The following is a 23,487-nucleotide window of genomic DNA, read 5'->3' on the forward strand; positions in this document are numbered from 1 at the left end:
AAATCTTCAGAAAAGGTATGTTAAATGGATATAATAGAAAACGCCACCCGGTTATTAGCCGCTTTTGAAAACAAGGATTTGCAAACTATCTTGGCTGCCTTTGCGGAAGATGGTATTTTGATTGACCCGCATTACCCTCAAGTGGAAATGAGGGGAAAAGCTGCCATTGAGCGCGGCATCAAATGGGGCTTGGGGAGTCTGGAAAAGCCCGGTTTCAAAATCCTTCGCCATTGGGTAAACGGAGAGAGCGCAACCTTTGAAGTAGCCACCCATCACATCATCCGAGGACCAATAAAAGCCAACTTTTCCCAAATCTTTGTGGTCGAATCCCGTAATGGTCTAATTACGAGGTTACAATCCTACCCCAACTATGGTCCGCACGGTATCAGTTCCTTACCGGGCAAAGTAACCGCCTTGGTGTGGCGCTTGCAGGGTAAACTCAAATAACTACTTATCTCATCTAACCCCTAAAACGAATGTTCTCTATATGTGTGGTAACAAACAGACGACCTTGTTTATTTAGTTTATCATGTTATCAAACAAGGTCTTACCCACACTCTCAACTGCTTAATTTTAGTTCTCATTTCTAAGAAATAACTATTAAGCATGATAAGACTCTCCCGCAACCTTGAAATAACCAAATAACAAAAAATTCTGCCTACGTTCCAAATCTGCCAAATAAAGATACCAAAGAATAAAGCTAGCATTTGACCCACGGAGGTTATTGTTAGGTTACTTTACGACTTGTTTATAGAGCTTTCGAAGCAACAGACTTTAACTTGACTACTCTTGTGAAAATTGGAGAGTTAAAAATTCATTATTTATGATTAAGGAGAACCAATATGAGTATTATTGCGTGGTTAGTAGTCGGACTGGTGGCTGGCTGGATTGCCAATATGATAATGAGTAGCGGACGGGGTGGATTGATCACCGACTTGGTAATTGGGATTTTAGGCGCTATCGTAGGCGGTTTCTTACTAGGGTTAGTTACCAAAACTGATTACACTACTGGTATTAATGTTCCAACTATCCTCGTAGCCATCGGAGGAGCAATTGTCCTGTTGGCGCTGTACCGACTGGCTACCGGTCGTAGAATTTTAAGGAACGGTCGTTACTAAAAGGGAACGGGACTATGGGTTTAGCCCACGTTAGGATTGATAAGCCTGTAGTTGTAAGGAATAAACGGAATGAATGTAAATATTAACTTCACGCTACCTGATTTACCGCAATTGATTGTCTACTTGGTATTAGGCATCTTGGTAGCGGTGCTGGTAGGTGGACTAGCCCAAATGCGGTCGGGATTAGGCTATCTGATTACCGTGCTGGTAGCCGCGCTAGGAGCTTGGTTCTTCGCCAATATCTTACGATTGGAGATACTTGGCTCTCCCAACCTAGCAGGGGTTCCGCTGGTCGAAGCTTTCATAGGGGCTTTAATTGTGAGCCTAGTGGCAGTAATGGCTTTCCGCCGCCGAGGTCGAGTAGTTCTACAAAGTTAGAGTTTGAGTAAAACTTAACTGCAATAGAAAAGTCACCTGTGTTTTTGACAATGACCTAAAGTTTTCTAAAAACATTATTGATGGAGGATTTTAATAATGAAAGATAGCAATAACGATCGTGCTAAAGGTAAAGTAAAAGAACTTGGTGGCAGAATTCAAAGTAAGCTTGGCGAAATGCTAGGTAATGATGACATGCAAGCCAAGGGGGAAGCTAAAATTATTGAAGGTAAGGCTCAAAATGCGTTTGGAAAAGGTAGAGATGTGGTTAAAGAGAAGATGGATTCTATAGCCAACCACCTTTACGCTAATAAGCCTTAGTAATTTATCCCGTTTATCAGGGACGAGAACACTCTGATACAAACGGTATGTTGATTAACCCATCAATAAATTGTTCGCCTAGCAGGTCAAGCAGCATCTACAACGAAGTTGCTTGACCTGCCCTATGTAAGGATTCATAGATGATTTGGGTAATCCAAAACTGCCAGAGCATGGCGCAGGCGGACATAATGCTTTAGTGGATGCTCGGCGTGCATATAATAATAGCCATATCACATTGATGAGTAGGGTTTTGGAGAGAGTCGGTCTAACCACCGACTCTTTTCATTCCACTCATAGAGATATTAATATAGAGAGATTTAATAATAGTTATATATTTATTCTATACCAAAACATACCAAGTTTATAACTTTCTATTACTATATTCGAAACTATAATATGAATAATGGCGCTATAAAAGTATCGTCCTCACGGCTATAATCAGGGAGAGTTCTGTTAAAAGGAAACACATGAAAAACGATATGTACTCAACTCAGAATACAAACAACAAAGCCAGTTTCGGAGAGAAATATCTCGCTGGTGTGTTACCGCCCGATGCGGGTCAGCGGTTAGGGTTAGATAACCGCTCTTTTGCAGCACTGCTCCGCTGCCCACTACCGAACAATCGTGAGGGCTGGAAGCATATAGCGAAGTCATTTGGAGTGAGTGCCGAGAGGCTGGTGAAATTGGCGCAGTAACGTTGTTTTGGAGAGAGCCGGAGGGTTAGCCCGGCTCTTTTCGTTATCTTTCTTCCTGCCCCTCGTCTTTTGCCACCAGTATGTCCTAACGTGGCGGGGTCGGGATTTTTTGTAAAGATGAAAGAGCAGGATGAGCTACACACCCGACTCTTTGTTTTGTACTAATGGATATAATAGGAAGTGTCAGGAGGATATTCTCTATTCAAGGGTGGAAAATACTCCCTCAACTTAGATAATATATACGGTTTGGTAAGAGTTCCTTTAAGCTTGATACTTGAAGTATCTAGTAACTCATTCTCATAATTCGTAAAAATTACAAACTCAGCCGTTTCCATGTTTGGAAGTGATTGAATCTTCTTACAAGTAGCAAGGCAGGACACGGAGTCAAGAATATTATCTATAACTAAAGCCTGCGGTTTGTAAGCATTTGCCCTCATATAACCTTCAGCATAACTACGGGCTTCAACCACTTTGTAGCCGTTCATTTCAAAAAATGTACAGACTAGTTTTCTCAAAAGAAAATCTTCATTAATAACAAGAACTACCATGCTGCTAATTCCTTTATGGCAAAATTTGCATAAAAATATGGGGGGGGGGTGAGTTAGCACCGCCCCCTGATTGAATATTGTGGCTTTAAACTTACCTATCGCGCCGTTGCGATAGGGCAAATAATGCAATCTGCTGCGACGATGCAGTAGGTCGAATCAAGATATGTCCAAAAAACTGGGGCGAAACACAAAAGTTAGATGTATTATTAGGAGGATACGCTCTAAACGTTTATACTATGTTATAAGTTAAGTATAACTAATAAGCCGCTATTATTCTAGCTGAATATAACTTAAATTAATATTCTTTTATTGTTATACAAAAAAAGGAATCGGAAAAATCAAAATCGCCAACCCGTTGGTTATTACAGTGAGGCGGTTTTGAATTAGAAACTTAGCCTCTGTATGAGCGATTCAGAAACAACCAAAGGGATACAATATAAGCTATAGGCATGCTATAATTTAAATGTATAAATAATTGGTTGCTTTACATTTCTAGCCTTCGATTCGCACCCTTTCTAACTCTTAAACTTATTTATAAGCCGTTTTAGCTGCAAGCATTGTGGTTACTCCACCTATTTTTACAGACCATTGATATTGTGTGCAAAGGCAGGAAAAAGGTGGCATCTATATGGATTACGATATTTCTAACCAGCAACTTCATAAGGAACTAGAACGGTTGCAGCAGCGCATTACCGCACTGGAAAAGGACGCGGATATACGCAAAGCCTACGTAAAGTTGTTGCTCAAAGAAAAAGAGCTGCTGGCTATAACTTTACGTAGCATCGGTGACGGGGTGATTACCACCGATACGCAAGGGTTAGTAGTGATGATGAATCCGGTTGCCGAAACCCTTACAGGCTGGAACATTGCCGAGGCACAAAACAAGCCGCTACGAGAAGTATTCCATATTATCAGTGAGAAAACAGGCAAAGAGGTGGAGAACCCGGTTCAAAAGGTGTTGGATACCGGACTTATCAGGGGCTTGGCTAATAGCACCCTTTTGATTAGTCAAGAAGGTAATTCACGGGTCATCGCTGATAGCGCCGCGCCGATTATTGATACGATTACCGGTCAAATATTGGGGGTAGTGCTGGTCTTTCGAGATGTTACCCACGAACGTAAACTGGAATTAGAAGTAGCCCGCGCCGAAAAGCTAGAGAGTGTGGGAATACTGGCTGGCGGTATTGCCCACGATTTTAACAATGTTTTGACCTCGATAGCCGGAAATATCTGGCTGGCTAAGCTGGCATCCAAAGACCAGAAATCGCTTGAAGTAGAGGACTTGCTGGCAGAAGCCGAAAGCCAAACTTTCCGAGCTAAGGAATTAACCCACCAGTTGCTAACCTTTTCCAAAGGGGGCGCACCCATCAAAAAAATTTCGTCGCTACAGGAGTTGGTGCGAGAAACAGCTATTTTTGCCTTGCACGGGTCGAATGTACGCTGTGTCTTTGCCTTACCGGAGGATTTGTGGGTAGTGAATATTGATACCACTCAGATAAGCCAAGTAATAAATAACCTGATTATCAATGCCGACCAAGCAATGCCGGAAGGTGGCATTATTACGATTACCGCTGAGAATGTGCTGGCGAACAGTGTCGTTAGGCAGGATGAGCCAATGCTATTAAAAACGGTTGATTACGTGAAGGTCTCAATCCAAGACGGGGGTATCGGTATCAGTCAGGAAGCTTTAACTAAAATATTCGAACCATACTTTACTACCAAGTCCAGCGGAAGCGGTTTGGGACTGGCGACCTCTTTTTCGATTATCAGTAAGCACAAGGGTTTTCTGGGGGTGACTTCAGAACTTGGCAAAGGCGCTACTTTCTTCCTGTATTTGCCAGCCCTTTCTGGAGAAGTGGTTGCACCTCTTGAGAAAGAAGTTGGGAAAAAGCTGGTTTCGATGTATGGAGGCAAAGTTCTGATTGTAGATGACCAGAATGATATTCTCGTATTATTGAAACGAGTGCTTGGTCTTGTGGGGTATGAGGTTATAACCGCCCTTGATGGGGCAGTGGGAATTGAACTTTACCGGGAGGCGTTAGAGAGCGCTAATCCTTTCCAAGCGGTGATATTGGATTTAACCATACCGGGTGGGATGGGCGGCAAGGAAACCATCCAACGCTTATTAGCGCTAGACCCTCAAGTAAAAGCAATAGTTACGAGCGGTTATTCGGATGACCCGATTTTGAGCAATTTTGAGGCATATGGGTTTAAGGGTGCGCTGGGTAAGCCTTTCAAGTTTTTGGAACTGCGCGAGAAGTTGGACGCAATGCTGGCATAATATATTTCTTTATAGTGCAACCTATAAAAGATGAAAGAGCCGGGTGGGTGTACCCGACTCTTTGCCTGTACTGCTCGCTGAAGGGGGAGGTGTTAGGAGGGGGTATGTTCTATTTCAAATCTGGAAAATGCTCTTTCATCTTAGGCAATATGTTGGGCTTGGTAATAGTTGCTTTTAGATTGATACTGGCGGCAGTTTCAAACTCATCATCATAGTCAGTAAAAACTACAAACCCCGTCGTTTCCATACCGGGAATTGACTGCATAGTCTTACAAACATTAAGGCAAGAGATTGAGTCAATAAGGTTATCCACTGCCACAAGCTGTGGTTTGTACTTAATTGATTGTAAATAGCCTTCTTCACATGTAGCTGCTTCAACCACACTATAGCCACGCAGTTCAAGGAATCTACTCAATGATTTTCTAAAAACATCACTTTCATTTATAACTAAAACTACCATGTCACCTATTCCCTTTGTGATAAAATTGAGTACAAGAAAATAATGGGGTGGTGGGTTAGCGCCACCCCTGACTGAGGATTGTGGCGGTAAACTTACCTATCGCGCCATTGAGATAGGCAGTAAAATCCAATCTGCTGCAACGATGCAGTAGGCTGAAAATAAGGTGTATTTAATAAACTAGGGTGTATAAACTAAAGTAGTACGTAGTATAGCAAAATGCTGTAACTAGTTTCTCTATGTCAGAAAATTTTATTGATTGAGCCTAGAATTGGGCTTTACCGCACATTATTCCCATGCCTCTATCCTCCTTATTTCTAAACTGTACAGAATAAAAGAGACGAAACATAGTCACCGTTGCTATCTTATAAATATATTTTAAGATACTTAGCAATAAATAAAGGTAAAAGAGCGTTTAAATATTGTTAAAAATGTAACGAATTTGCAGAGTGAGCACTACCCCTAACTTTTCAGGGTGTTGCTGTTCTAAGAAAATTGGAAAGAGCCGGACGAATAAAGTATCCCCACCGCAAGCGACAGGGAATTCACCCATAGAGATGAAAAATAAGGTAGAAACGATATTGACATGGCACGAACTTGGACTCAATTTGACAACAGGCTGAGTTCGTGATAATTTATAACTCGCCTAAAATATTGGGGTATCGTCTAACGGTAGGACAGCTGACTCTGAATCAGTAAGTTGGGGTTCGAATCCCTGTACCCCAGTCTAAATTGGCAGTCTGAGTTCATTATTCCTCGACACTTCCTAGCCCCCTAACGGTAATATTTTCTTTCTACAGTCCGTTACACCACCTTTGAGATACCAGCATAAAACCTAGCCCTCAGTTGAGCGCAGTCGGGCTGTCCTGAATCTTACGGACAGGAGAAAAGAACACCCATAGGAAAGGCACAAGCATACCAATTGCACCGACCAACATAGTAGCCCTCAAACCAAGCGTGCTACCCAATAAACCTCCTACAAAAGCGCCTATTGGTATGACCCCTCCTGCTAAAAACCGCATACTCGCGTTCACCCGCCCCTGTAACCGATTGGGGGTAATGGCTTGCCGCACGCTTATTTGGCTGACATGATAAATAGGATTGACCAAACCATAGAGAAAGCGACTTGCTATTAGCAATGGAATCGCTAGGGTAAGTGGGTTAGTTGCCAATGGAATTAGTAGCGAACTGATACCGCCGATGAGCGTAGTAGCTACAATAGTAAATCCGAACCCAAACCGGCGAGTTACGCGCTCCGCTAACACTGCGCCGATCAAACCACCCACACTTCCGGCGCTTAGGATAAAACCTAACAAAACAGGCTCGATGTGTAGTTCGCTTACAACATAAAGAGTGAAAACCGTAAAGATTAGCTGTTGAGAAAAATTGATTGTACTGTTGCATAAAGCGAATGAGACTAAAATACGATTAGTCAAAATTACCCTTAAACCCTCCCCAATCTGAGACCAAATCTTTATTTTTTGGGTTCGTGGCGGTAGAAGCGGTTCAGGCTGGCGAATCATGCTCAAACACAATGCTGATACCAAGAACGAGGCGGCATCAGCCAATATAGCGAAGGGGGCGGTTAGCAGTTGAACAAGGCTTCCGCCAATCCCCGGTCCAGCTATTTCAGCCAACGATTGACTGATTTCGAGTTTGCTGTTTCCTTCTACCAGATAGTCGGTCTGGATAAGAGTGGGCAGATAGGATTGATAGGCAATTGCGAAGAAAACCGATAACGTACCGATTAGAAAGCTCACTCCATACAAGTATTCCATGCTAAGTAAGCCCCATAGCGATACCAGAGGAATAGAGCTTAGGAGTAAAGCTTGACCGATTGCGCTGCCGATCATCAAGCGACGGCGCGGCAACTGATCAACCCACACCCCCGCAAATAAACTTACCAGCAGTAAAGGGGCAAATTCGGCAACTCCGAGAAAGCCCATCTGTACGGAAGTTGCCTTTAACATCAGTATGGCAGTTAGGGGCAGAGCCAAAAGTGAAATTTGACTCCCCAAAAGCGAAACGGTTTCACCCGCCCATAGTTTTATAAAGTTCGGATGTCTCCACAGTCCGGTAAATTTCGGTAACATCAAAAACGCTCCCCAAGAAATAATCCAAAGTAAGCAAGTAATGGTCTTATTGAAGTTAGTGATAGATCGTTTTCGATCTAACTCAATCTGGATTATTAATGAGGAAAAGCATTTTTAACGTAAGAACTTTCTAGATATGAATGAACACTGAGGAAAAAGACATTGCCACAGATAAATTATAGGATATGCTGTCAATGTATTTGTAATTTAGTCGATGCCCCGCTTAATCTTGCAAAAGCTCTGACTATCGTATTAGCAAAGCGCACTTCCACGACCTGTTATACTTATAAAGGCGATAAAAACATTAGCGCAAGGATATAGATTGCTGGTATATGTTCATCAAAATCGAGAATGATCACTCTAACGTCAAAGTAACTCTGAAGTTGAACAAAGCCTTTGCTGCTCTAAGCGCCCTTTCTGGAGTAAGCGCGTTATTCTACGCCCGTATGTTTGAGCGTAAATGGCTTGAAGTAACCAGCCACCGAGTCGAAGTCCATAATTTACCGACAGCATGGCAGGGCTTTCGCTTTGCGTGGATGAGTGATTTGCATCTGGGCTATAAACCTTCCTATGAGCCGGTTAGCGCCACCTTTGAGCGTGTCATTGCCGCTAAGCCCGATTTGATTCTTCTAGGTGGAGATTACATGGATCGGGGAAAATGGAAGCCTGTCTGTGACGAACTTTTTGGTAAATTGGCAGCAACCGGGATTCCAATTGTGGGTATCTGGGGCAATCACGATTATTTTGGCAACCGCCGCGACCCTGATAAGAATCTAGAACATTTCGAGCGTTTGGGCATCCGTATTCTGGTTAACGAGGCTCTTTGCATAGAACAGCAAGGTATTCCGCAATATTTTATCGGTCTGGACGATAGCATAAAGGGCGTACCAGACCCCAAAGGGGCAAAAAAGCGTCTCCCCAATGGGATAAAGCCGCTCGTAACGCTGTTGCACAATCCTAATTACATCCGACGCTTGCCCGAAAACTACTCCGAGGTTGTTTTGTCCGGGCATACCCATGGCGGACAGCTTAACCCCCTACCACTACACCGTAACCTGAACTGGCTGCGCTACTCTACCGGCAAACACCACTCGCTGTACCCCACCGGTTGGTACAATGTTAACGGCAATCGCCTGTACACCGGCAGAGGCGTGGGAGTGACACATTGGCCCCTACGTTTCGGGTCGCGCCCGGAACTGGCAATATTCGAATTACAACCTTGCAATTGACTTAGCTTTTACTCCGGGTTATATTTAACTTTACAATAACACTTTGGCAGTTAACCGTAAATAGATAGCTCAAGGGGTTCCAATGGCTACGGTAGCAGGTGTGCCTCGTCCTGTGCGAATTAGCGGCTACAGCAATGGACTGGGTCGTTTCTTCAAGGTCAAGAGCGGAGAAGGTACTAGCCTTTTATTACTGGGCGGTACTATGCTTGCCATTGAAGCCGGTTACTGGCTTGGCAGCAACGGGCTGGACGCATTGGTTTTCAGTCAGTACGGTTCCGGGGCGTTACCTTGGCTTTTGATCGGCAAGGGCTTGCTAGGCTGCCTCTCACTCACCCTTTACAGTTATGGAGTAGGACGGGTTAACCGGGCGTGGCTGTTGGCAGTTACAACCACCATTATTGTAATTGGGCTGTTTATCGCGCGGCTAGCAATTAATTCTGATCCCCCCGGCGCGGTTCTCTTTCTCATCTGGACTTTGGGATATGTAATTCCCGATTTACTGGGAATACAGGCTTGGTCGCTTGCCCGTCAGGTATTCGACAGCCGCCAATCCAAGCGTCTCTTTCCGCTGATAACCGCAGGCGATACCATTGGAATTGTGGTAGGCAATTTCCTGACCGCCCCTCTAGCGGGCTTGTTAGGTGTACCAAACCTATTGCTTGGTTGGGCTTTCCTAACCTTCCTCGCTTTTATCATGATGCGCCCGCTACAGCGGCTGGTTGATTTACGCGACAAACGCCCCAAAACACGCCAGCAACGCAATGAACAAAACGGAAGCGTATTAGCTCAATTCAGGTTAGGCTACACCATCATTCGTTACTATCCTATGATGGGATTGGTCGCCATTACCACTGCGCTCAACGCCTTACTTTACTGGGTGCTGTGGCTACCCTATATCCGAGTTTCTACCGAAGCCTTTCCCAACAATCCGGCGGCGTTAGCAGGATTCTTCGGGGCAGTGGCTGGCAGCGCCACAATTGCCTCCTTCCTTTTCAGCCTGCTAGTATTGAATCGCCTGTTTACCCGCTTCGGAATACGTAACTTTGTAATGGTAACAGCTACAATCAATACCATCGGCTTTATCCTGATAGGTCCTATTCTAAATCTATCCTTTGCTGCGGTCATTGCCTTTCGTTTCTTCCAAATCGTTTCGCGCCAGTCGGTCACAACCAGTACCACACAGACGCTCTATAACCTAGTCCCACCCGAAGCGAGAGATGTCGCCGGAAATTTCAATCAGGCGGTCAGTTTACAAGCAGGGATGGGACTGGCAGGAATTATCCTTTTCCTGACTCCGGCTGTAGGCATTCCGATTATTCTATTCTTGGCAATAGCTCTCTCTATTTTCTATCTGATTACCAGTTTGCGTATCAGGAATCTTTATAAGCCTTCCTTGGTTCAGCTATTGAGGGAAGGGCAACAGGAATTTTTCGGACACGAGGATTTAGATGAATCCGGAAACTTCTCCGGGGGTAGCGGCACGGACGAAGCGATAAATGTAGCATTGGTAGGTTTAAAAGACCCCTATGAAGGTTCGCGCCGCCTTAGCGCCGAATTGCTAGGCAGAATGGCGCGACCGGAGGTAGTGCCTTTTCTGATTACCGCCATCTCTAACGACAAATCTCCCGATGTCAGGCGTGCTTGTATTGTAGCCCTTAGTCAGCTAAGCGGACAGGACGCTTTCCACTCGATCGCGCAACATCTAGCCGACCCAGATGCCGGAGTACGAGCGCAAGCCGCCGCTTCATTGCGCAATACCGGGGCTGAACTTGAGCAAATGAGCCTTTTCTTCCTGCGGCGCGCCTTAAACGACCAGAATCCGGTGGTATGCCGCGAGGCTATTTTTACTATCAGCGCCTATGGCTACCATAAAGAGGCGTTGTATGCCCTATGGGAAATGGGGCGACATCCCGAAATGCAGGTAAGAGCCGAAGCGGCAATTGCATACGGGGTTATCGGTGAGCAAGAAGACCCGCTCATCCTAAAAGAATTACTCATCTTGCTGCGAGATAGCGATTCAATCGTGCGGGCGAAAGCGGCTAGGGCGATTTCCCGTTTCTCTGACCCTAAAGCGGTCAATGCGCTGATTTATACCCTTGAAGATGAAAGCCCGGCAGTTCGAGAGGAAGCGGCACATTCACTGGCACGTATGCATCAGGTATCCGCTTCTACAATATTGCGTTACCTTGCCATCTCTATAAACGAAAACGGGCAACATGCGGCATTGCGTACCCTCACCCTCGCCCGACTCGATTATCTTGACTCCAGCCGTACCCTATTGCCGGAACGTAGCGGCGAAGTCGTGTCGCAGGATTTGAAAATCGAGCCGCCCGTCAAAAGCGGAAAACTGGTTATAGACGAGATAAAATACCAAAAGCTGGTTGAATACGGCAAGCGTCAACTCGAAATTGCGCGGCGTATGTCCGATTATCTGCGCTCTCTCAGCAAGTTAGATATGAATTCTGCGGCATGGCGCACCAACGGGCGACGACCTAAACGTGACCCCGCCAATCTTGCGCTATTACAAAAGTCGTTGCGGGCACGTTACCAAAGCGCAATTGACCGCTTAATAGCAGTGGTAGGTTTACTTGGTAATGTGGAAGCAATTGAACTGGCAGGTGAAAATCTGCGTAATCGCGCCGAACGCGATGCCTCGCGAAAACGTGCCGATGCAATCGAAACTTTCGAAAATTTTGGCGACGACTACCTAACTCCGGCGCTTATTTCCTTACTCGATGAAGATGAACAAGGAGAAGCAGCGTTACCCTCCAAACCGCGAACTCTGGCAGAGACTCTTTATGAAATTTGGCTGGAAAACGATCGCTGGTTACGGGCTTGCATACTCCATGTAATAGGGCTTTTTAGCCTGAGCAAGCTCAAACCGCTGGTGCTAGAAGCGCTCAAGCTTGACCCTACCAAAGAGCAATTAATCTATGAAAGCGCCTTAGAAGCGCAACAAAATCTGAATTTAACTACCGATAACAATAATTCGGAGAATAGTATGCAGACTCTTACATCACTCTCAACCCTATCGCGTATTCTGTTCTTGCAGAAAGTACCGATTTTTTCCAGCCTTAGCCCCGAAGATTTGCGGCGGGTGGCGGTTGTTAGCGATGAAAGGCTTTATACTCCCGGTGAATTTCTCTGCTACGAGGGCGAGGCGGGCGATGAATTGTACATTATTGTTTCGGGACAAGTCCAAGTATTGGCGGGATACACCGGCAAAACTGACGAACCGGCGACAAATGTTAAGACCCTTTACACCGCTACAGAAGGCGAAGTGCTAGGGGAAATGGCTATTCTCGAAGATATACCGCGCACCGCTACCCTACGCGCCTACAACGCCCCGGTACGTATTCTAGCGCTGGGCGGCATCGAGTTTAAACGTATCCTAAGAGAGCGTCCAGAATTGGCAATCGAAATTATCCGAGTGTTGAGCCGTTGGTTGCGCGAAACAAATCGACGATTGCAAAATGCGCCATCATTGGAAGAAGCGCCTGCCAGTTAAAAAAGGAAATTATTCGCGGATATAGCGCGGCAGCTTTACAAAAAAGCTGGTTCCAACGCCTACTTCACTCTCAACCCAGATAGTACCGCCATGTAATTCCACCAGCGAACGGGCAATGGATAGCCCTAGTCCGGTACCGCTGGTAGTATCGTTCTGTTCATGAATAGGGCGACGGTAGAAACGGTCAAATATATGCAGCATTTCTTCTTCAGGGATGCCATTGCCGCTATCTTTGACCTCAATAGTAATCCACTTTTCTTCTACTAATATTCCTACTGTTACCTTACCGCCATTTGAAGTGTATTTTATAGCGTTGGTAAGTAAATTTACCATAACTTGCTCAAGGCGGCGGCGATCAGCCATTACCCAGTATTCCTGATAAGGTTTTTCAAGGCTGAATTTTTGAGAGCGTTCGTCAAAGAGCGGAGTCAAAGTATGGGCGGTTGCCGCCACCGCTTCTACCACTTCCAACGGTTCCACCCGCAAGCGAATACTCCCCTGTTCAAGGCGAGTAGCATCGAGCAAGTCGCTGAGCAAGTTATTCAAGCGTTCGCTGTTACGGCGAATATTCGCAACCAAACGCAAAAGAGCAGGAGATAAATCAGGAGGCAAGCTGGTTTCAAGCAACCCTGCGCTCATCTTGATTGCCGCCAACGGGGCGCGCAGGTCGTGCGCCGTCATAGAAAGGAATCTTTCCTTCTCGCGGTATAGCTGCGCTTTTTCTAGAGCCAGCCCGGCTTTGGTGGCAAAAGTTTCCAGCAACATTTTATCTTCAAGAGTAAAACGGCGCGCGGTAGCGGAATATACTTCCAGTACACCGTTGATTTTACTGTATTGCCGGATAGGCGCAATCAGCATAGCACTGGGCTTTACGCCATCGAGAAAAGGTTGAATGTGTTCGAGATCGGCTTTTTCATGCAAACTGATTGTCTCGTTCGCCTTTAGCAACTTGGCAGCAGGCGAATTTTCCGATGCTTGAAAAGTATGAATACAGGTTTCGGGGTTCAAACCAACTTGCGCTTTTAAACTGAAGCGATTGTGTTTTTCTTCAAATACATAAAGCGCAGCGGCGGGTAATTCCAGTAAAAGGCAAGCCGCTTGTGTAATTTGCCCGAAAAGTTCCTCTGGGTCAATGGTGCGGTTAAGTACATCTGCCATCTCTGCCAACATTTCGGCACGCTTGTGCGCCCTCTCAACCTTGTTGTACAGTCGGGCATTGATCATAGCTACGGCTGCCTGTCGCGCAAACAAAGTCAACCACCATTCATCTTCGGGGGTAAACTCATTGGCATCCCGCTTATCGGTCATATAAAGGTCGCCGACTATCTTATCATTAATAGAAACAGGCACACCCAACAAACTGGTCATTACAGGGTGGTTGGGAGGAAAACCGCTCCGGCGAGGGTCTGTTGCTATATCGCGCACTCGAATAGCTTTGCCCTGCTTGATCAACACACCCAACAAGCCATGCCCTCGCGGAGGCTGCCCTATTTGTTCCCGGTCTTGTGGGGAAATTCCGCTGGTAATAAACGAGGTAATAATACCCTGCTCATTGACGATTCCCAAAGCGGCATATTGGGCATTGGCAAATTCACGGGCTGTATCAGCAATGCGCTGTAAGACCGTGGTAAGATCCAATTCGCTGGATATAGCAAGTGAAGCATGAGCCAACGCCTGCAAACGCTGAATTAAACCGAAATTAGAAGATTCTCCAGTAGGGTTTTCAATGGGAAAATACCCTTTTTGTTCATAGGGACCACTACTCAAAGCCAAGTACCCCTCTATTTCTAAGGCTTGAGATACGGGTTTATATATTAATTATAAGCATACCAATTGATTCAAAATTGTCAACAAGGAAAGTTAAAATTTTCCTTAACGGATATTTGACAAAAAAAGACTGCCACAAAAATTGTGACAGTCATTGCTAACTCTGCTCTGCCCGGGTGCGAAAACCGCACCCTTTTTCATCTTCTTATATTGAAAAAAGTAGGAACGGTTTATACCGATCACTACCCAAAACAAGCATAAATAATTTAGGTGAATAAAATGGTATAAAATGGTGTATAAATAATATTTAAAAGATGGGCGGAATCGGTGACTTGAGGCTAACCCATTGCAAATGCCTAATCATTGTGCTAGGATTTATATATAGATTAAGCAAATAGCAGTTTTTATAGGCATTCCTTCCTCCTATGCAAATTTCCAGTTGCAACATTGTTTCAATTCTTGCCTGAAGTTCTCTATTTTATACCTATCCGTTTATTTTTAATTAGCATGCATGACTATAAATCAGGGGAGTTGCAAGAAACGGTTTAAAGTGTAACTCGTTGTGCCCATTGCAAAGAGAAAGGGGAAGGTGAGTTCAAGGGATCATCCAACAAATGTTCCAACTGTAGCCCCTTTCTGTTTTTGCAACAACCCCAGACTATAAAATGTGCTGTTTATCCAGTTGTATCAGCAACATTACATCAGTACAAAGGAGGATTTCTTTATGAGTATGGAAGCACCCCGCAAAATCGGAAAATTTGGCGCACTGGTGAGTGAGCCACCCATTGCCAGATGGTTGTTCGCCGATACCAGTTCTGCGCCAATCTGGTTGGTTGTACGAGTTTGGTTGGGCTTGCAATGGTTTTCCTCCGGTTGGGGTAAAGCTATGTTCTGGGATGTGAGCAATGGTCAATACATTGCCAATGGCGGGAAAGGACTAAAATCATTTTGGGAAAGAATAATCGCTGCTCCGCCCGGCACGCAGGGAGCGGTTATCACCTACGATTGGTACTATGAGTTTATCAAAGGTATGTACAACGGCGGGCATTACGAATGGTTCTCTTGGGTTGTCACTTTTGGTGAAATGGCAGTTGGGTTAGGCTTGATCTTCGGTTGCTTGACCGCCGTAGCTGCCTTCTTTGGAACAGTATTGAACTTTAGCTTCGAGTTAGCCGGTTCTACCTCCACAAACCCAGTTCTTTTCGGTACTGCCATCTTCGTCATTCTAGCATGGCGCACTGCCGGTTGGTGGGGATTAGATCGCTTTGTATTACCCGCACTGGGCACTCCTTGGGAACCCGGTTTCCTATTCCGGCGTTCTTCCAAGTCAACCGGTAGCGGTGTACCCCCTATGACCTCAGCCAAGTAAACCAGAAAGGAGCAATCCCTGTGAAGAATAGACCTTTATCCACTCTAAATCTGACTATAACCGGGCTGTTGGGCGCTGTAAGCGGAGTTTGGCTTATACTTATGCCTTTTATACTGGATTATAACGATGACAAAGCGGGCGGTAGCAATGCACAATTATTGTCTATAATTTGTGGTGTCATAATTGTGGTAGTCTCGTTGTTACTGGTCGTAACCGAAAAAAACGAGGGGCTTAAAAATCTCCGCTTTTACGGTGGCGCATTACTAGTATTTATGGGTATATGGCTAATGGCTGCCCCCTACCTTTTCAACTATTCCAAGTTGAAAAATGAGCTTTGGGGTTTACAAGTTACCGGAGGGCTTATTGCGCTGGTAGCTGGCTTTGTAATACAGGAAATATATACCCGCAGCAAAGAATAAGTAAACACAGTTTGACGGTTTAACCGACAAGGGATGAGGTAGTTACCCTACTCATCCCTTTATTTTACCGTTTCGCTTCAAGGCAAACTACGCCAGTTATTCCCACCTTAGCCCCATGCGATATCCCGGTAGGCAAATCCAAACGGTCACCTGCTTTTAATTCCAGCGATTCTCCATTCGCCAATTCAAAGGTAATCGAACCTCTCACCACGTATAGCACCTTAAAATAGGGGTGGGCGTGGGTTAAATAGGTGTCACCGGGATAATTCGACCAACGATAAGATTGCAAACCTTCCTTTGCCATAAGCTCTCGAAGCATTTGCTCATCCGGTATTGTGGGATTATCCCAGCGTCGAACTACGGGGGTCGAATCTGCCATTTTATACCTCCTGCGCAGGTTTTTTGTTTTCCTGAAGCTAAATTGTATTGCGACTACCTGTTCTATAGCATATACTATCCCTTTAGTAAATTTCAACTTATCTTTTTGAGTAAAGAGAGATATTTTGCTCGTTCTTGAAACTTTACGCCTATCGTTGATTCCCTGTTCTGCGGGAATGGTGCAGGCGCTATTGTATAAGCGCGAAGAATTTGAACCACTGGTTATGGCAAGGCTGCCGCTAGAATATCCTTCTCCAGAAGTCGCCGAATTTCTGCCGTTTCTTCAACAGCAAATTGCCAATCACCCAGAACAAGCGGAATGGGGATTGCGGTTTTTGCGTCACCGCACCGAGTCGATTATTATAGGAGACGCTGGCTTCAAAGGTGCGCCCGACTTCAGCGGCACAGTTGAAATAGGCTATAGCATTTTGCCACAATACCGTCGTCAGGGCTACGCGCTCGAAGCGGTCAAAGCGCTGCTAGAATGGGCAACCGCGCTACCTAAAGTACGGCAAGTTGTTGCCGAATGCGAAAACGACAACCTCGCCTCTATTGGGGTGTTGGAAAAAGCCGGTTTGGTAAGAACCGGAATAATAGATAACCTGATAAAATGGAGACTCAAGGTAAAATAACATTATGTCAACTAAAATCATCAAAGTAACCTACGAACCACTCGATATTCCCCTGCTAGAACCATTCACCATTGCGATTGGGCGGCTTGACCATGTGCGCAATGCGCTGATTACAATAGAACTGGAAAACGGCGCAATCGGCTACGGTGAAGCTGCTGCCTTAGAGCCTATCAACGGCGAAAACCAAGCCACGATTCTGGCTACCCTGAAAACATATACACCGCTATTGGTTGGACGTGACGCGCTGGAATGGCGTACAATTTCCGCCGAGATTCATAACGTTTTCTCTATGCAAAACGCTGCTCGCGCCGGTATCGAAATGGCGCTGCTGGATGCTGCCACCAAAAGTATGCGGATACCACTTTATAAGTTTCTGGGCGGGGCAAGTAGCCAAGTTGAAACCGACATTAGTATTCCAATTGTCACCCCGGCGCGCGCCCGTGAACTTGCTGCCGAAATTCAGGCAAGAGGAGTGCGTTTCATCAAAATCAAGGTCGGGGGCGATATTGCCGCAGATGTAGCCCGCATATTGGGCGTGGTGGAAGGTGGCCCTAAGTTAGGTATCCAACTGGATGCAAATCAAGGCTATAATGCCCCCGGCGCGGTTCAACTACTGAATGAACTTGCACGGCTCGATATTCCGGTGCGCCTTTTTGAACAGCCTGTCCCTAAGCACGACTGGAACGGCATGAAGTATGTGACGCAACATACCAGCGTACCCGTTGCCGCCGACGAAACGATTTTCAATGCCTATGATGCCATCCGAGTTATAGAAACGGGCGCGGCAACGGTAGTGAATATCAAGCTGATGAAGTCGGGATTGGTGGAAGCGCTGGATATTGCCGCCGTTTGTCGCGCTGGAAATATTCAATTGATGATCGGTGGCATGATTGAATCGAAATTGGCAATGTGCTGCTCGGCGCATTTCGCTGCGGGCTTGGGTGGATTCGACTATATAGATTTGGATACTCCCATGCTGCTGGCAGAAGACCCCTTTGAGGGAGGTTGGAAACAAAGCGGCGGCATTTACGAGCTTAGCGAGATACGAGCCGGAATCGGTTGCTACCCGGCTGGTCGTCCTTCTGGTTATATTTAGAACAAGGATTTAAGAGCTTGAAAACGCTGGTTGGATACTTAAACGAACGCTCACCAATTGAACTGAGAGGTATTGTCGATTTCTGGGAAGTTACCTTAACCACCAAACTTTTCTCAGGAAATACCTTTGAACTGGCAAAGCAAATGACTAGCGAGTTTATGCAACGCCGCATGCTGGAAAAACTGGGTTTGGAGCAGCAAAGATTGCTACTGACGCTGGTTTCACAGCAAGAACCAGTTTTGCAGGGTATTGAATTGGCGGCGATGCTCCAACTCCCTCCGGCTGTTGCCGACAAGCTGATAAATGAATTGCGCAATGACGGCTTGATATACCCGGATACCATCAGAATTCCTGCAAGCGGTATTGAAAGCATAATGCCGCCTGCACCGCAGCGCAAGAATAGTTGGGGTGATTTTAACCGCCGAAACCAGCCAGAGCTTTTTCAGACCAAAATCGTATTTACCGTACCGCGAGAACTGAGTCGTTCTCTCAAAAGGCTGATATCTGAAAGGCTGGAAGTCGGTGAGTATAAGGCTTCAAATAATCAGATCAAGCTTTCACATCTACCGCTTGTCAGTTTGCTACAGAAAAGCGAAGTGGAAGGTCTGGATATTCTGGCGGAATTGTGGGGCGCGTACAGTTTGCAGGGCGAGGCAAAAAACCAGCAGTTCTATGAGGAACTTAGCCGCTTGATGAGCGAAGAAGCTACTCAAAAACAGATTCTGGAGGACATGGACAAGGATACCCGCGAGTTGTTTGCCACTCTCAAGCAAAGTCACACCACTATAGATAAATTGCTGAAAAAGTATGTCAGCTTGAAAAGGTTAAGCCGCACTATCAAGCCTTTGCTCGACTATCGTCTAGTCTGGGAAGCCTTCGAGGATGGCAAAAGTGTGGTGTGGGTTCCTAACGAAATTGCCCAACCGCGTGTTGCAACCGAGCAAAGCGGCACGCTTGAACTTCAGACTGTCACCGAACCAACCGAAATGACCAAGTACCCGCCTTACGCTTTCGCTTGGGATCTTTTGACCTTTCTTAATTATATTCGACTGAATGAGGTAGAAGTAACCAATGAGGGACGGATACCAAAACGCCATCTGAAAAAGATAGTTGAGCTTTTGTGGCATCCTGAAAACCCTGACGCGCTCAACCGCACCGCCCTATTGATAAACCTATGCAATTCTCTTGATTTAGTTGACCGAGAAGCAGATGAGAAAGCGGTGCGGGTAGCGCCTATACTAAATGAATGGCTTACAGTGGATTTATACGAGCAAACCCGACGCATCTTTAAATTCTGGCTGGAGAATAATTACTTTTCAGAGCCGTTATTTTTCCCCTACCATTACGGTAGCCGGGAAAATAAAGTTACCGCTGTAAACGCAATGCTAGGATGGCTACGCGATTGTCAACCGGGCGTATGGTATTCCCTAAAATCGTTGCTACTGAAAGTAGAGAAAGAACAGCCCTTTTTTATCCGTCCACGCCGCGATTTGCTGAATATTTTCGGCGCGCCCCGATTGCAACTGATGACCCGCCAGTGGCAAAAAATTGAGGGGGAAATAATCCGTAGCGCCTTTAATATGCTGTTCGAGTGGCTAGGTATTGTGCGAATCTCGCGTGATGCGCAAGATATTCCCGTTGCTTTCAGCCTAACCGATTTTGGGGCTGAAATTGCCGGGCATCCGCAAGCTGTTAAGCAAGTTTTCCCTGAAACTCCCAAACCGTTATTAGCGTTGGCTAACTTTGAAATTATGCTGTTCGTACCCCACAGCCAAACTCTCTGGGAATTGATGCAATTTACCGAACGAAAAAAGCTCGATAGCGTCAGCTTGTACAGCATGACCCGCGCTTCGATTTTGAAAGCGGTTGAAAGCGGCAAAAGTGCGGAAGCGATTCAGGAATGGTTAAAAGAAAAAAGCTCGCAGCCACCCGCCCAAAATATTTTGATTTCGATTCAAGATTGGTGCAAAGGCTTCAAAGCGGTGGAGGTGCAACGTACCGTACTGCTTGAAACCGGAAGCGCAGAGGTGCTGGATGAATTGCTTGCCAGCAAACAATTTGCCGGGTTCATCACCAGACGACTTTCGCCAACCGCTGCTATCTTGAATATTCCGCCCCTTGAAAGCTATTCACGCAGCGACCCCTTAAAAACCTTCAAAACCAAGCTCAAAAATGCGGGATATTCTACCCGCTAGCAGAACTTTCGCTTGGAAAAGCCCTCTGAAGGAGACAAGGGGCTTATGAACTTTAAGAAATTAATCCGTAAATATGTGAGAAAACCGGGCGGTTCGCGAACCGCCCCTACGAACCAAATCTCATGAGAACCGATTTGTAGGGGCGCATCGCGATGCGCCCGCGTTTGATGGTAAAATCTGGTGGATTTACCCCAATCCTCGTTTTGTGGATTTAAATGTTAATCTTCATAAACCCCTTGCCTGAAATATTCTTTGAAGCAATAGCCTTGAAATAAAAAAGCGCGGTTTTTACGCCGCGCCCTCATTATCTCTAATCTGAATCCTTACGCCGAAAGAGCTACCAGCAATTCATTCAAACGATTAACGAAACTTACCGGGTCTTCTAACTGTTCGCCTTCAGCCAATAACGCCTGATCGAACAATACGTGAGTCCAGTTAGCAAAACGGGCATCGTCACCCTCAGCTTTAAGCCTTTGCAGAATCGAATGGTTGGGGTTAATCTCGAATACAGGTTTACCACCCGGCAAATCTTTTCCGGCAGCCTTTAACAGACGGCGCAAGCTAGGGTCAATATCGTTATCGTCCGCCACAATACAAGAGGGTGAACTGGTCAAGCGGTTAGAAACCCGCACTTCCTTAACCTTATTCTGTAAAGTATTCTTGATGCGCTCGGTTAATTCTTTGAACTCATCCGCAGATTTTTGGAGTTCTTGCTTTTCCTGCTCGTCCGACATCCCGGCAAGGTCTGCCACGCCCTTTGAAACAGATTGCAGCGACTTGCCCTTATATTCGTACATGTGCGAAACCATGTAATTATCAACCAAATCGGCGAGCAACAGCACTTCAACCCCCTTCTTGCGGAAGATTTCCAGCAACGGGCTGTTTTTTGCAGCCGCGAAGGTCTCAGCGGTGATGTAATAAATATCTTCCTGTCCCTCTTTCATCCGGCTGATATAATCATCCAGCGAAGATTCCTGCTTCTCGCTATCGTTCAGGGTGGTAGAGAAGCGCAGCAAGCGGGCAATATTCTCTTTATTACCAGAATCTTCGCCTACGCCCTCTTTTAGCGCCGAGCCAAATTCCTGCCAGAAAGTGGCATACTTTTCCTTGTCATTGTTGGATAAATCCTCAAGGAAACCTAGCACCTTCTTTACCGCACCCGCTTTGATGGTTTCTATAACCTTGTTATGTTGCAAAATCTCGCGAGAAACGTTGAGCGGCAAATCGCTTGAGTCAACCACACCCCGCACGAAACGCAGATAGGAAGGCATTAACTGTTCGGCATCGTCCATTATAAAGACACGCCGTACATACAGCTTAACCCCGTGTCGGCTATCTCGGTTGTACAAATCAAAAGGCGCGCGGGAAGGGATATACAGTAGCAAGGTATATTCGTACTTGCCTTCCATGCGGCTGTGAATACGCCCTAATGGGTCGGTAAAATCATGCGCTACGTGTTTGTAAAACTCGTTATATTCCTCATCCGTAATCTCGTTGCGAGAACGCGCCCATAATGCGGAAGCCTTGTTTACCGTCTCATCTTCCGGCTCACCTTCTTCGGTACTCTCGCGTTTCATGACAATCGGCAGGTTGATATGGTCGGAGTATTTGCGGATAATCTGGCGCAAGCTGTAACCGTCCAGCAATTCATCTTCTTCGGCGCGTAGGTGCAACACTACATCTGTGCCGCGCAGTTCGCGATTAGTATTCTCAATGGTATATTCGCCGTTGCCGTCCGATTCCCAATGCACCCCGTGTTCTGCGCCCAATCCGGCGCGCCGGGTAATAACCGTTACCTTGTCCGCCACAATAAAGGAGGAATAGAAGCCCACCCCAAATTGCCCGATTAGGTTAGCATCTTTGCGTTGATCTCCGGTCAACGCTTGGAAAAATTCGCGAGTACCGGATTTAGCAATTGTGCCGATATTATCAATTACTTCCTGACGCGACATCCCGATACCATTATCAGATATAGCTATGGTGCGTGCCTCTTTATCATAGCTGATTCGTATTTTTAAATCAGAGTCTGCTTCATAAAGAGCGCTATCGGATAATGCCTCAAAGCGCAGTTTATCCACCGCATCAGAAGCATTGGAAATAAGCTCGCGCAGGAAGATTTCTTTATTGCTATAAAGCGAGTGAATCATTAAATCGAGAAGTTGTTTTACTTCGGCTTGAAAGCCTAAGGTTTCTTTCTGCGTTTCCACGCTCATATTTTGCAATTAGCCTCCTTATAGAAATTGTTTTGGATAGATACTTCTAAGAGTCTTTTTACCTTATTCAGTGTTAGAATAACATAAGCATACCGTTAGAAATGCGTTAGAGCAAATCAACAAAAAGTAGCCCTCCCAAAAGAGAGGGCTAACCGTTTAGAAAAGTATCGGGAAAAGCTTATTTGCTTGCTCCGCTGGCGATAATATACACGGTATCCTTTTCGGTTGCGCCGGCAAAGCCCATCGCGCCCGCGATAGAACCGGGGAAGCCGATCACGCCTGCTGCATTGGTACCTTTCTGGTAGAGCATTGCAAATGCGCCGATCTTGTCCATCTCAGTACCGGTAGCGCCTAAATCTGTGCTCTTGTCATCCCAACCGTTCTTCTTAAATCCGTCCGCCAACGAAGTTTTAACCTTCGCAGCATCATCACTGGTTTTGAAAGCTTCAATCTTGGCATTCTTAACGTTCGCGCCCATACTGGTTTCCATTTGGGTCTTAAGCGAATCGGGCAACGTTACGGTGCTTGCGCCACTATAAGTAGGAACTACGGCAGCTTCATCCCCACAAGCTACCAAGGCAATGGTCATCATGAGCACAACAATAATCATCAAGCCAAGTTTCTTAAACATTAAAGGCTCCTTTCAAAAGATACCTAACTTTTGTCACACCCGCACATTACGGGAATCAGAATGTAGAACTAAAACAAGGAAACAACCAGAACTGCTTAGCGAAGAGAACGAAAGAAAAGTTTTGTTAGACCTTTCTAACAATATCGTAATATTAACAGAGTA

At 45.8% G+C, this 23,487-nt stretch carries 20 protein-coding genes and 1 tRNA gene; 14 read left to right on the plus strand and 7 right to left on the minus strand.

What is annotated here, in order from left to right:
- The first annotated feature begins 24 nt into the window (after nucleotides 1-24).
- The 5 genes from OZ401_RS19810 to OZ401_RS19830 all read left to right on the plus strand — a co-directional run bounded on the left by OZ401_RS19810 (nucleotide 25) and on the right by OZ401_RS19830 (nucleotide 2,509).
- On the plus strand, nucleotides 25-447 hold the full coding sequence (locus OZ401_RS19810; protein ID WP_341470252.1) for a nuclear transport factor 2 family protein: 423 nt from the start codon (nucleotides 25-27) through the stop codon (nucleotides 445-447).
- Nucleotides 448-842: 395 nt separating this feature from the next.
- The gene (locus tag OZ401_RS19815; protein ID WP_341470253.1) at nucleotides 843-1,118 is read left to right on the plus strand and encodes a GlsB/YeaQ/YmgE family stress response membrane protein; all 276 of its coding nucleotides are present in this window, start codon (nucleotides 843-845) and stop codon (nucleotides 1,116-1,118) included.
- Between the two features lie 69 nt (nucleotides 1,119-1,187).
- On the plus strand, nucleotides 1,188-1,496 hold the full coding sequence (locus tag OZ401_RS19820; RefSeq protein WP_341470254.1) for a hypothetical protein: 309 nt from the start codon (nucleotides 1,188-1,190) through the stop codon (nucleotides 1,494-1,496).
- A 96-nt stretch (nucleotides 1,497-1,592) separates the two neighbouring features.
- Nucleotides 1,593-1,814: a CsbD family protein gene (locus OZ401_RS19825; RefSeq protein ID WP_341470255.1), complete on the plus strand. Its 222-nt coding sequence runs from the start codon at nucleotides 1,593-1,595 to the stop codon at nucleotides 1,812-1,814.
- 467 nt (nucleotides 1,815-2,281) lie between these two features.
- Nucleotides 2,282-2,509 carry a hypothetical protein gene (locus tag OZ401_RS19830; protein WP_341470256.1) on the plus strand — a complete coding sequence of 76 codons (228 nt, stop codon included), beginning with the start codon at nucleotides 2,282-2,284 and terminating at the stop codon, nucleotides 2,507-2,509.
- A 161-nt stretch (nucleotides 2,510-2,670) separates the two neighbouring features.
- Here OZ401_RS19830 and OZ401_RS19835 read toward each other — a convergent pair whose 3' ends face one another.
- Nucleotides 2,671-3,057 carry a response regulator gene (locus OZ401_RS19835; protein ID WP_341470257.1) on the minus strand — a complete coding sequence of 129 codons (387 nt, stop codon included), beginning with the start codon at nucleotides 3,055-3,057 and terminating at the stop codon, nucleotides 2,671-2,673.
- 628 nt (nucleotides 3,058-3,685) lie between these two features.
- On the opposite strand from OZ401_RS19835, the gene OZ401_RS19840 reads away from it, so the two are divergent.
- Nucleotides 3,686-5,338 carry a hybrid sensor histidine kinase/response regulator gene (locus OZ401_RS19840; RefSeq protein WP_341470258.1) on the plus strand — a complete coding sequence of 551 codons (1,653 nt, stop codon included), beginning with the start codon at nucleotides 3,686-3,688 and terminating at the stop codon, nucleotides 5,336-5,338.
- A gap of 109 nt (nucleotides 5,339-5,447) precedes the next feature.
- On the opposite strand, the gene OZ401_RS19845 is transcribed toward OZ401_RS19840, so the two are convergent.
- Nucleotides 5,448-5,798: a response regulator gene (locus tag OZ401_RS19845; protein WP_341470259.1), complete on the minus strand. Its 351-nt coding sequence runs from the start codon at nucleotides 5,796-5,798 to the stop codon at nucleotides 5,448-5,450.
- A gap of 652 nt (nucleotides 5,799-6,450) precedes the next feature.
- On the opposite strand from OZ401_RS19845, the gene OZ401_RS19850 reads away from it, so the two are divergent.
- A tRNA-Gln gene (locus tag OZ401_RS19850) sits at nucleotides 6,451-6,521 on the plus strand.
- A 116-nt stretch (nucleotides 6,522-6,637) separates the two neighbouring features.
- Here OZ401_RS19850 and OZ401_RS19855 read toward each other — a convergent pair.
- On the minus strand, nucleotides 6,638-7,888 hold the full coding sequence (locus OZ401_RS19855) for an MFS transporter (RefSeq protein ID WP_341470260.1): 1,251 nt from the start codon (nucleotides 7,886-7,888) through the stop codon (nucleotides 6,638-6,640).
- 332 nt (nucleotides 7,889-8,220) lie between these two features.
- Between OZ401_RS19855 and OZ401_RS19860 the strand changes: the two genes are divergently transcribed.
- Both OZ401_RS19860 and OZ401_RS19865 read left to right on the plus strand, forming a co-directional pair.
- Nucleotides 8,221-9,117: a metallophosphoesterase gene (locus tag OZ401_RS19860; protein WP_341470261.1), complete on the plus strand. Its 897-nt coding sequence runs from the start codon at nucleotides 8,221-8,223 to the stop codon at nucleotides 9,115-9,117.
- Between the two features lie 82 nt (nucleotides 9,118-9,199).
- Nucleotides 9,200-12,625, plus strand: a complete 3,426-nt coding sequence (locus OZ401_RS19865; protein ID WP_341470262.1) for a cyclic nucleotide-binding domain-containing protein — start codon at nucleotides 9,200-9,202, stop codon at nucleotides 12,623-12,625.
- Between the two features lie 9 nt (nucleotides 12,626-12,634).
- Here the strand turns inward: OZ401_RS19865 and OZ401_RS19870 are convergent, their stop codons facing one another.
- Nucleotides 12,635-14,392, minus strand: coding sequence for a GAF domain-containing sensor histidine kinase (locus OZ401_RS19870; protein WP_341470263.1), 1,758 nt, complete (start codon nucleotides 14,390-14,392; stop codon nucleotides 12,635-12,637).
- Nucleotides 14,393-15,116: 724 nt separating this feature from the next.
- Between OZ401_RS19870 and OZ401_RS19875 the strand changes: the two genes are divergently transcribed.
- Both OZ401_RS19875 and OZ401_RS19880 read left to right on the plus strand, forming a co-directional pair.
- Nucleotides 15,117-15,761 (plus strand): DoxX family protein, encoded by a 645-nt coding sequence (locus tag OZ401_RS19875; RefSeq protein WP_341470264.1) that lies wholly within the window; start codon nucleotides 15,117-15,119, stop codon nucleotides 15,759-15,761.
- A gap of 20 nt (nucleotides 15,762-15,781) precedes the next feature.
- Nucleotides 15,782-16,180 (plus strand): SPW repeat domain-containing protein, encoded by a 399-nt coding sequence (locus OZ401_RS19880; RefSeq protein WP_341470265.1) that lies wholly within the window; start codon nucleotides 15,782-15,784, stop codon nucleotides 16,178-16,180.
- Nucleotides 16,181-16,244: 64 nt separating this feature from the next.
- On the opposite strand, the gene OZ401_RS19885 is transcribed toward OZ401_RS19880, so the two are convergent.
- On the minus strand, nucleotides 16,245-16,559 hold the full coding sequence (locus tag OZ401_RS19885; RefSeq protein WP_341470266.1) for a cupin domain-containing protein: 315 nt from the start codon (nucleotides 16,557-16,559) through the stop codon (nucleotides 16,245-16,247).
- 124 nt (nucleotides 16,560-16,683) lie between these two features.
- Between OZ401_RS19885 and OZ401_RS19890 the strand changes: the two genes are divergently transcribed.
- The 3 genes from OZ401_RS19890 to OZ401_RS19900 are packed head-to-tail and all read left to right on the plus strand — an operon-like array spanning nucleotide 16,684 to nucleotide 20,481.
- A complete protein-coding gene (locus OZ401_RS19890; RefSeq protein ID WP_341470267.1) occupies nucleotides 16,684-17,190 on the plus strand; it encodes a GNAT family N-acetyltransferase in 507 nt (168 codons plus the stop codon).
- 4 nt (nucleotides 17,191-17,194) lie between these two features.
- Complete coding sequence (locus OZ401_RS19895; protein ID WP_341470268.1) at nucleotides 17,195-18,286, plus strand: mandelate racemase/muconate lactonizing enzyme family protein; 1,092 nt, start codon at nucleotides 17,195-17,197, stop codon at nucleotides 18,284-18,286.
- A gap of 17 nt (nucleotides 18,287-18,303) precedes the next feature.
- Nucleotides 18,304-20,481, plus strand: coding sequence for a helicase-associated domain-containing protein (locus tag OZ401_RS19900; protein WP_341470269.1), 2,178 nt, complete (start codon nucleotides 18,304-18,306; stop codon nucleotides 20,479-20,481).
- A gap of 323 nt (nucleotides 20,482-20,804) precedes the next feature.
- Here the strand turns inward: OZ401_RS19900 and htpG are convergent, their stop codons facing one another.
- Nucleotides 20,805-22,694: a molecular chaperone HtpG gene (gene htpG, locus OZ401_RS19905; protein WP_341470270.1), complete on the minus strand. Its 1,890-nt coding sequence runs from the start codon at nucleotides 22,692-22,694 to the stop codon at nucleotides 20,805-20,807.
- Between the two features lie 178 nt (nucleotides 22,695-22,872).
- Complete coding sequence (locus tag OZ401_RS19910; protein ID WP_341470271.1) at nucleotides 22,873-23,325, minus strand: hypothetical protein; 453 nt, start codon at nucleotides 23,323-23,325, stop codon at nucleotides 22,873-22,875.
- Between the last annotated feature and the right edge of the window lie 162 nt (nucleotides 23,326-23,487).

This window comes from Candidatus Chlorohelix allophototropha (assembly GCF_030389965.1).
Classification (GTDB): domain Bacteria; phylum Chloroflexota; class Chloroflexia; order Chloroheliales; family Chloroheliaceae; genus Chlorohelix; species Chlorohelix allophototropha.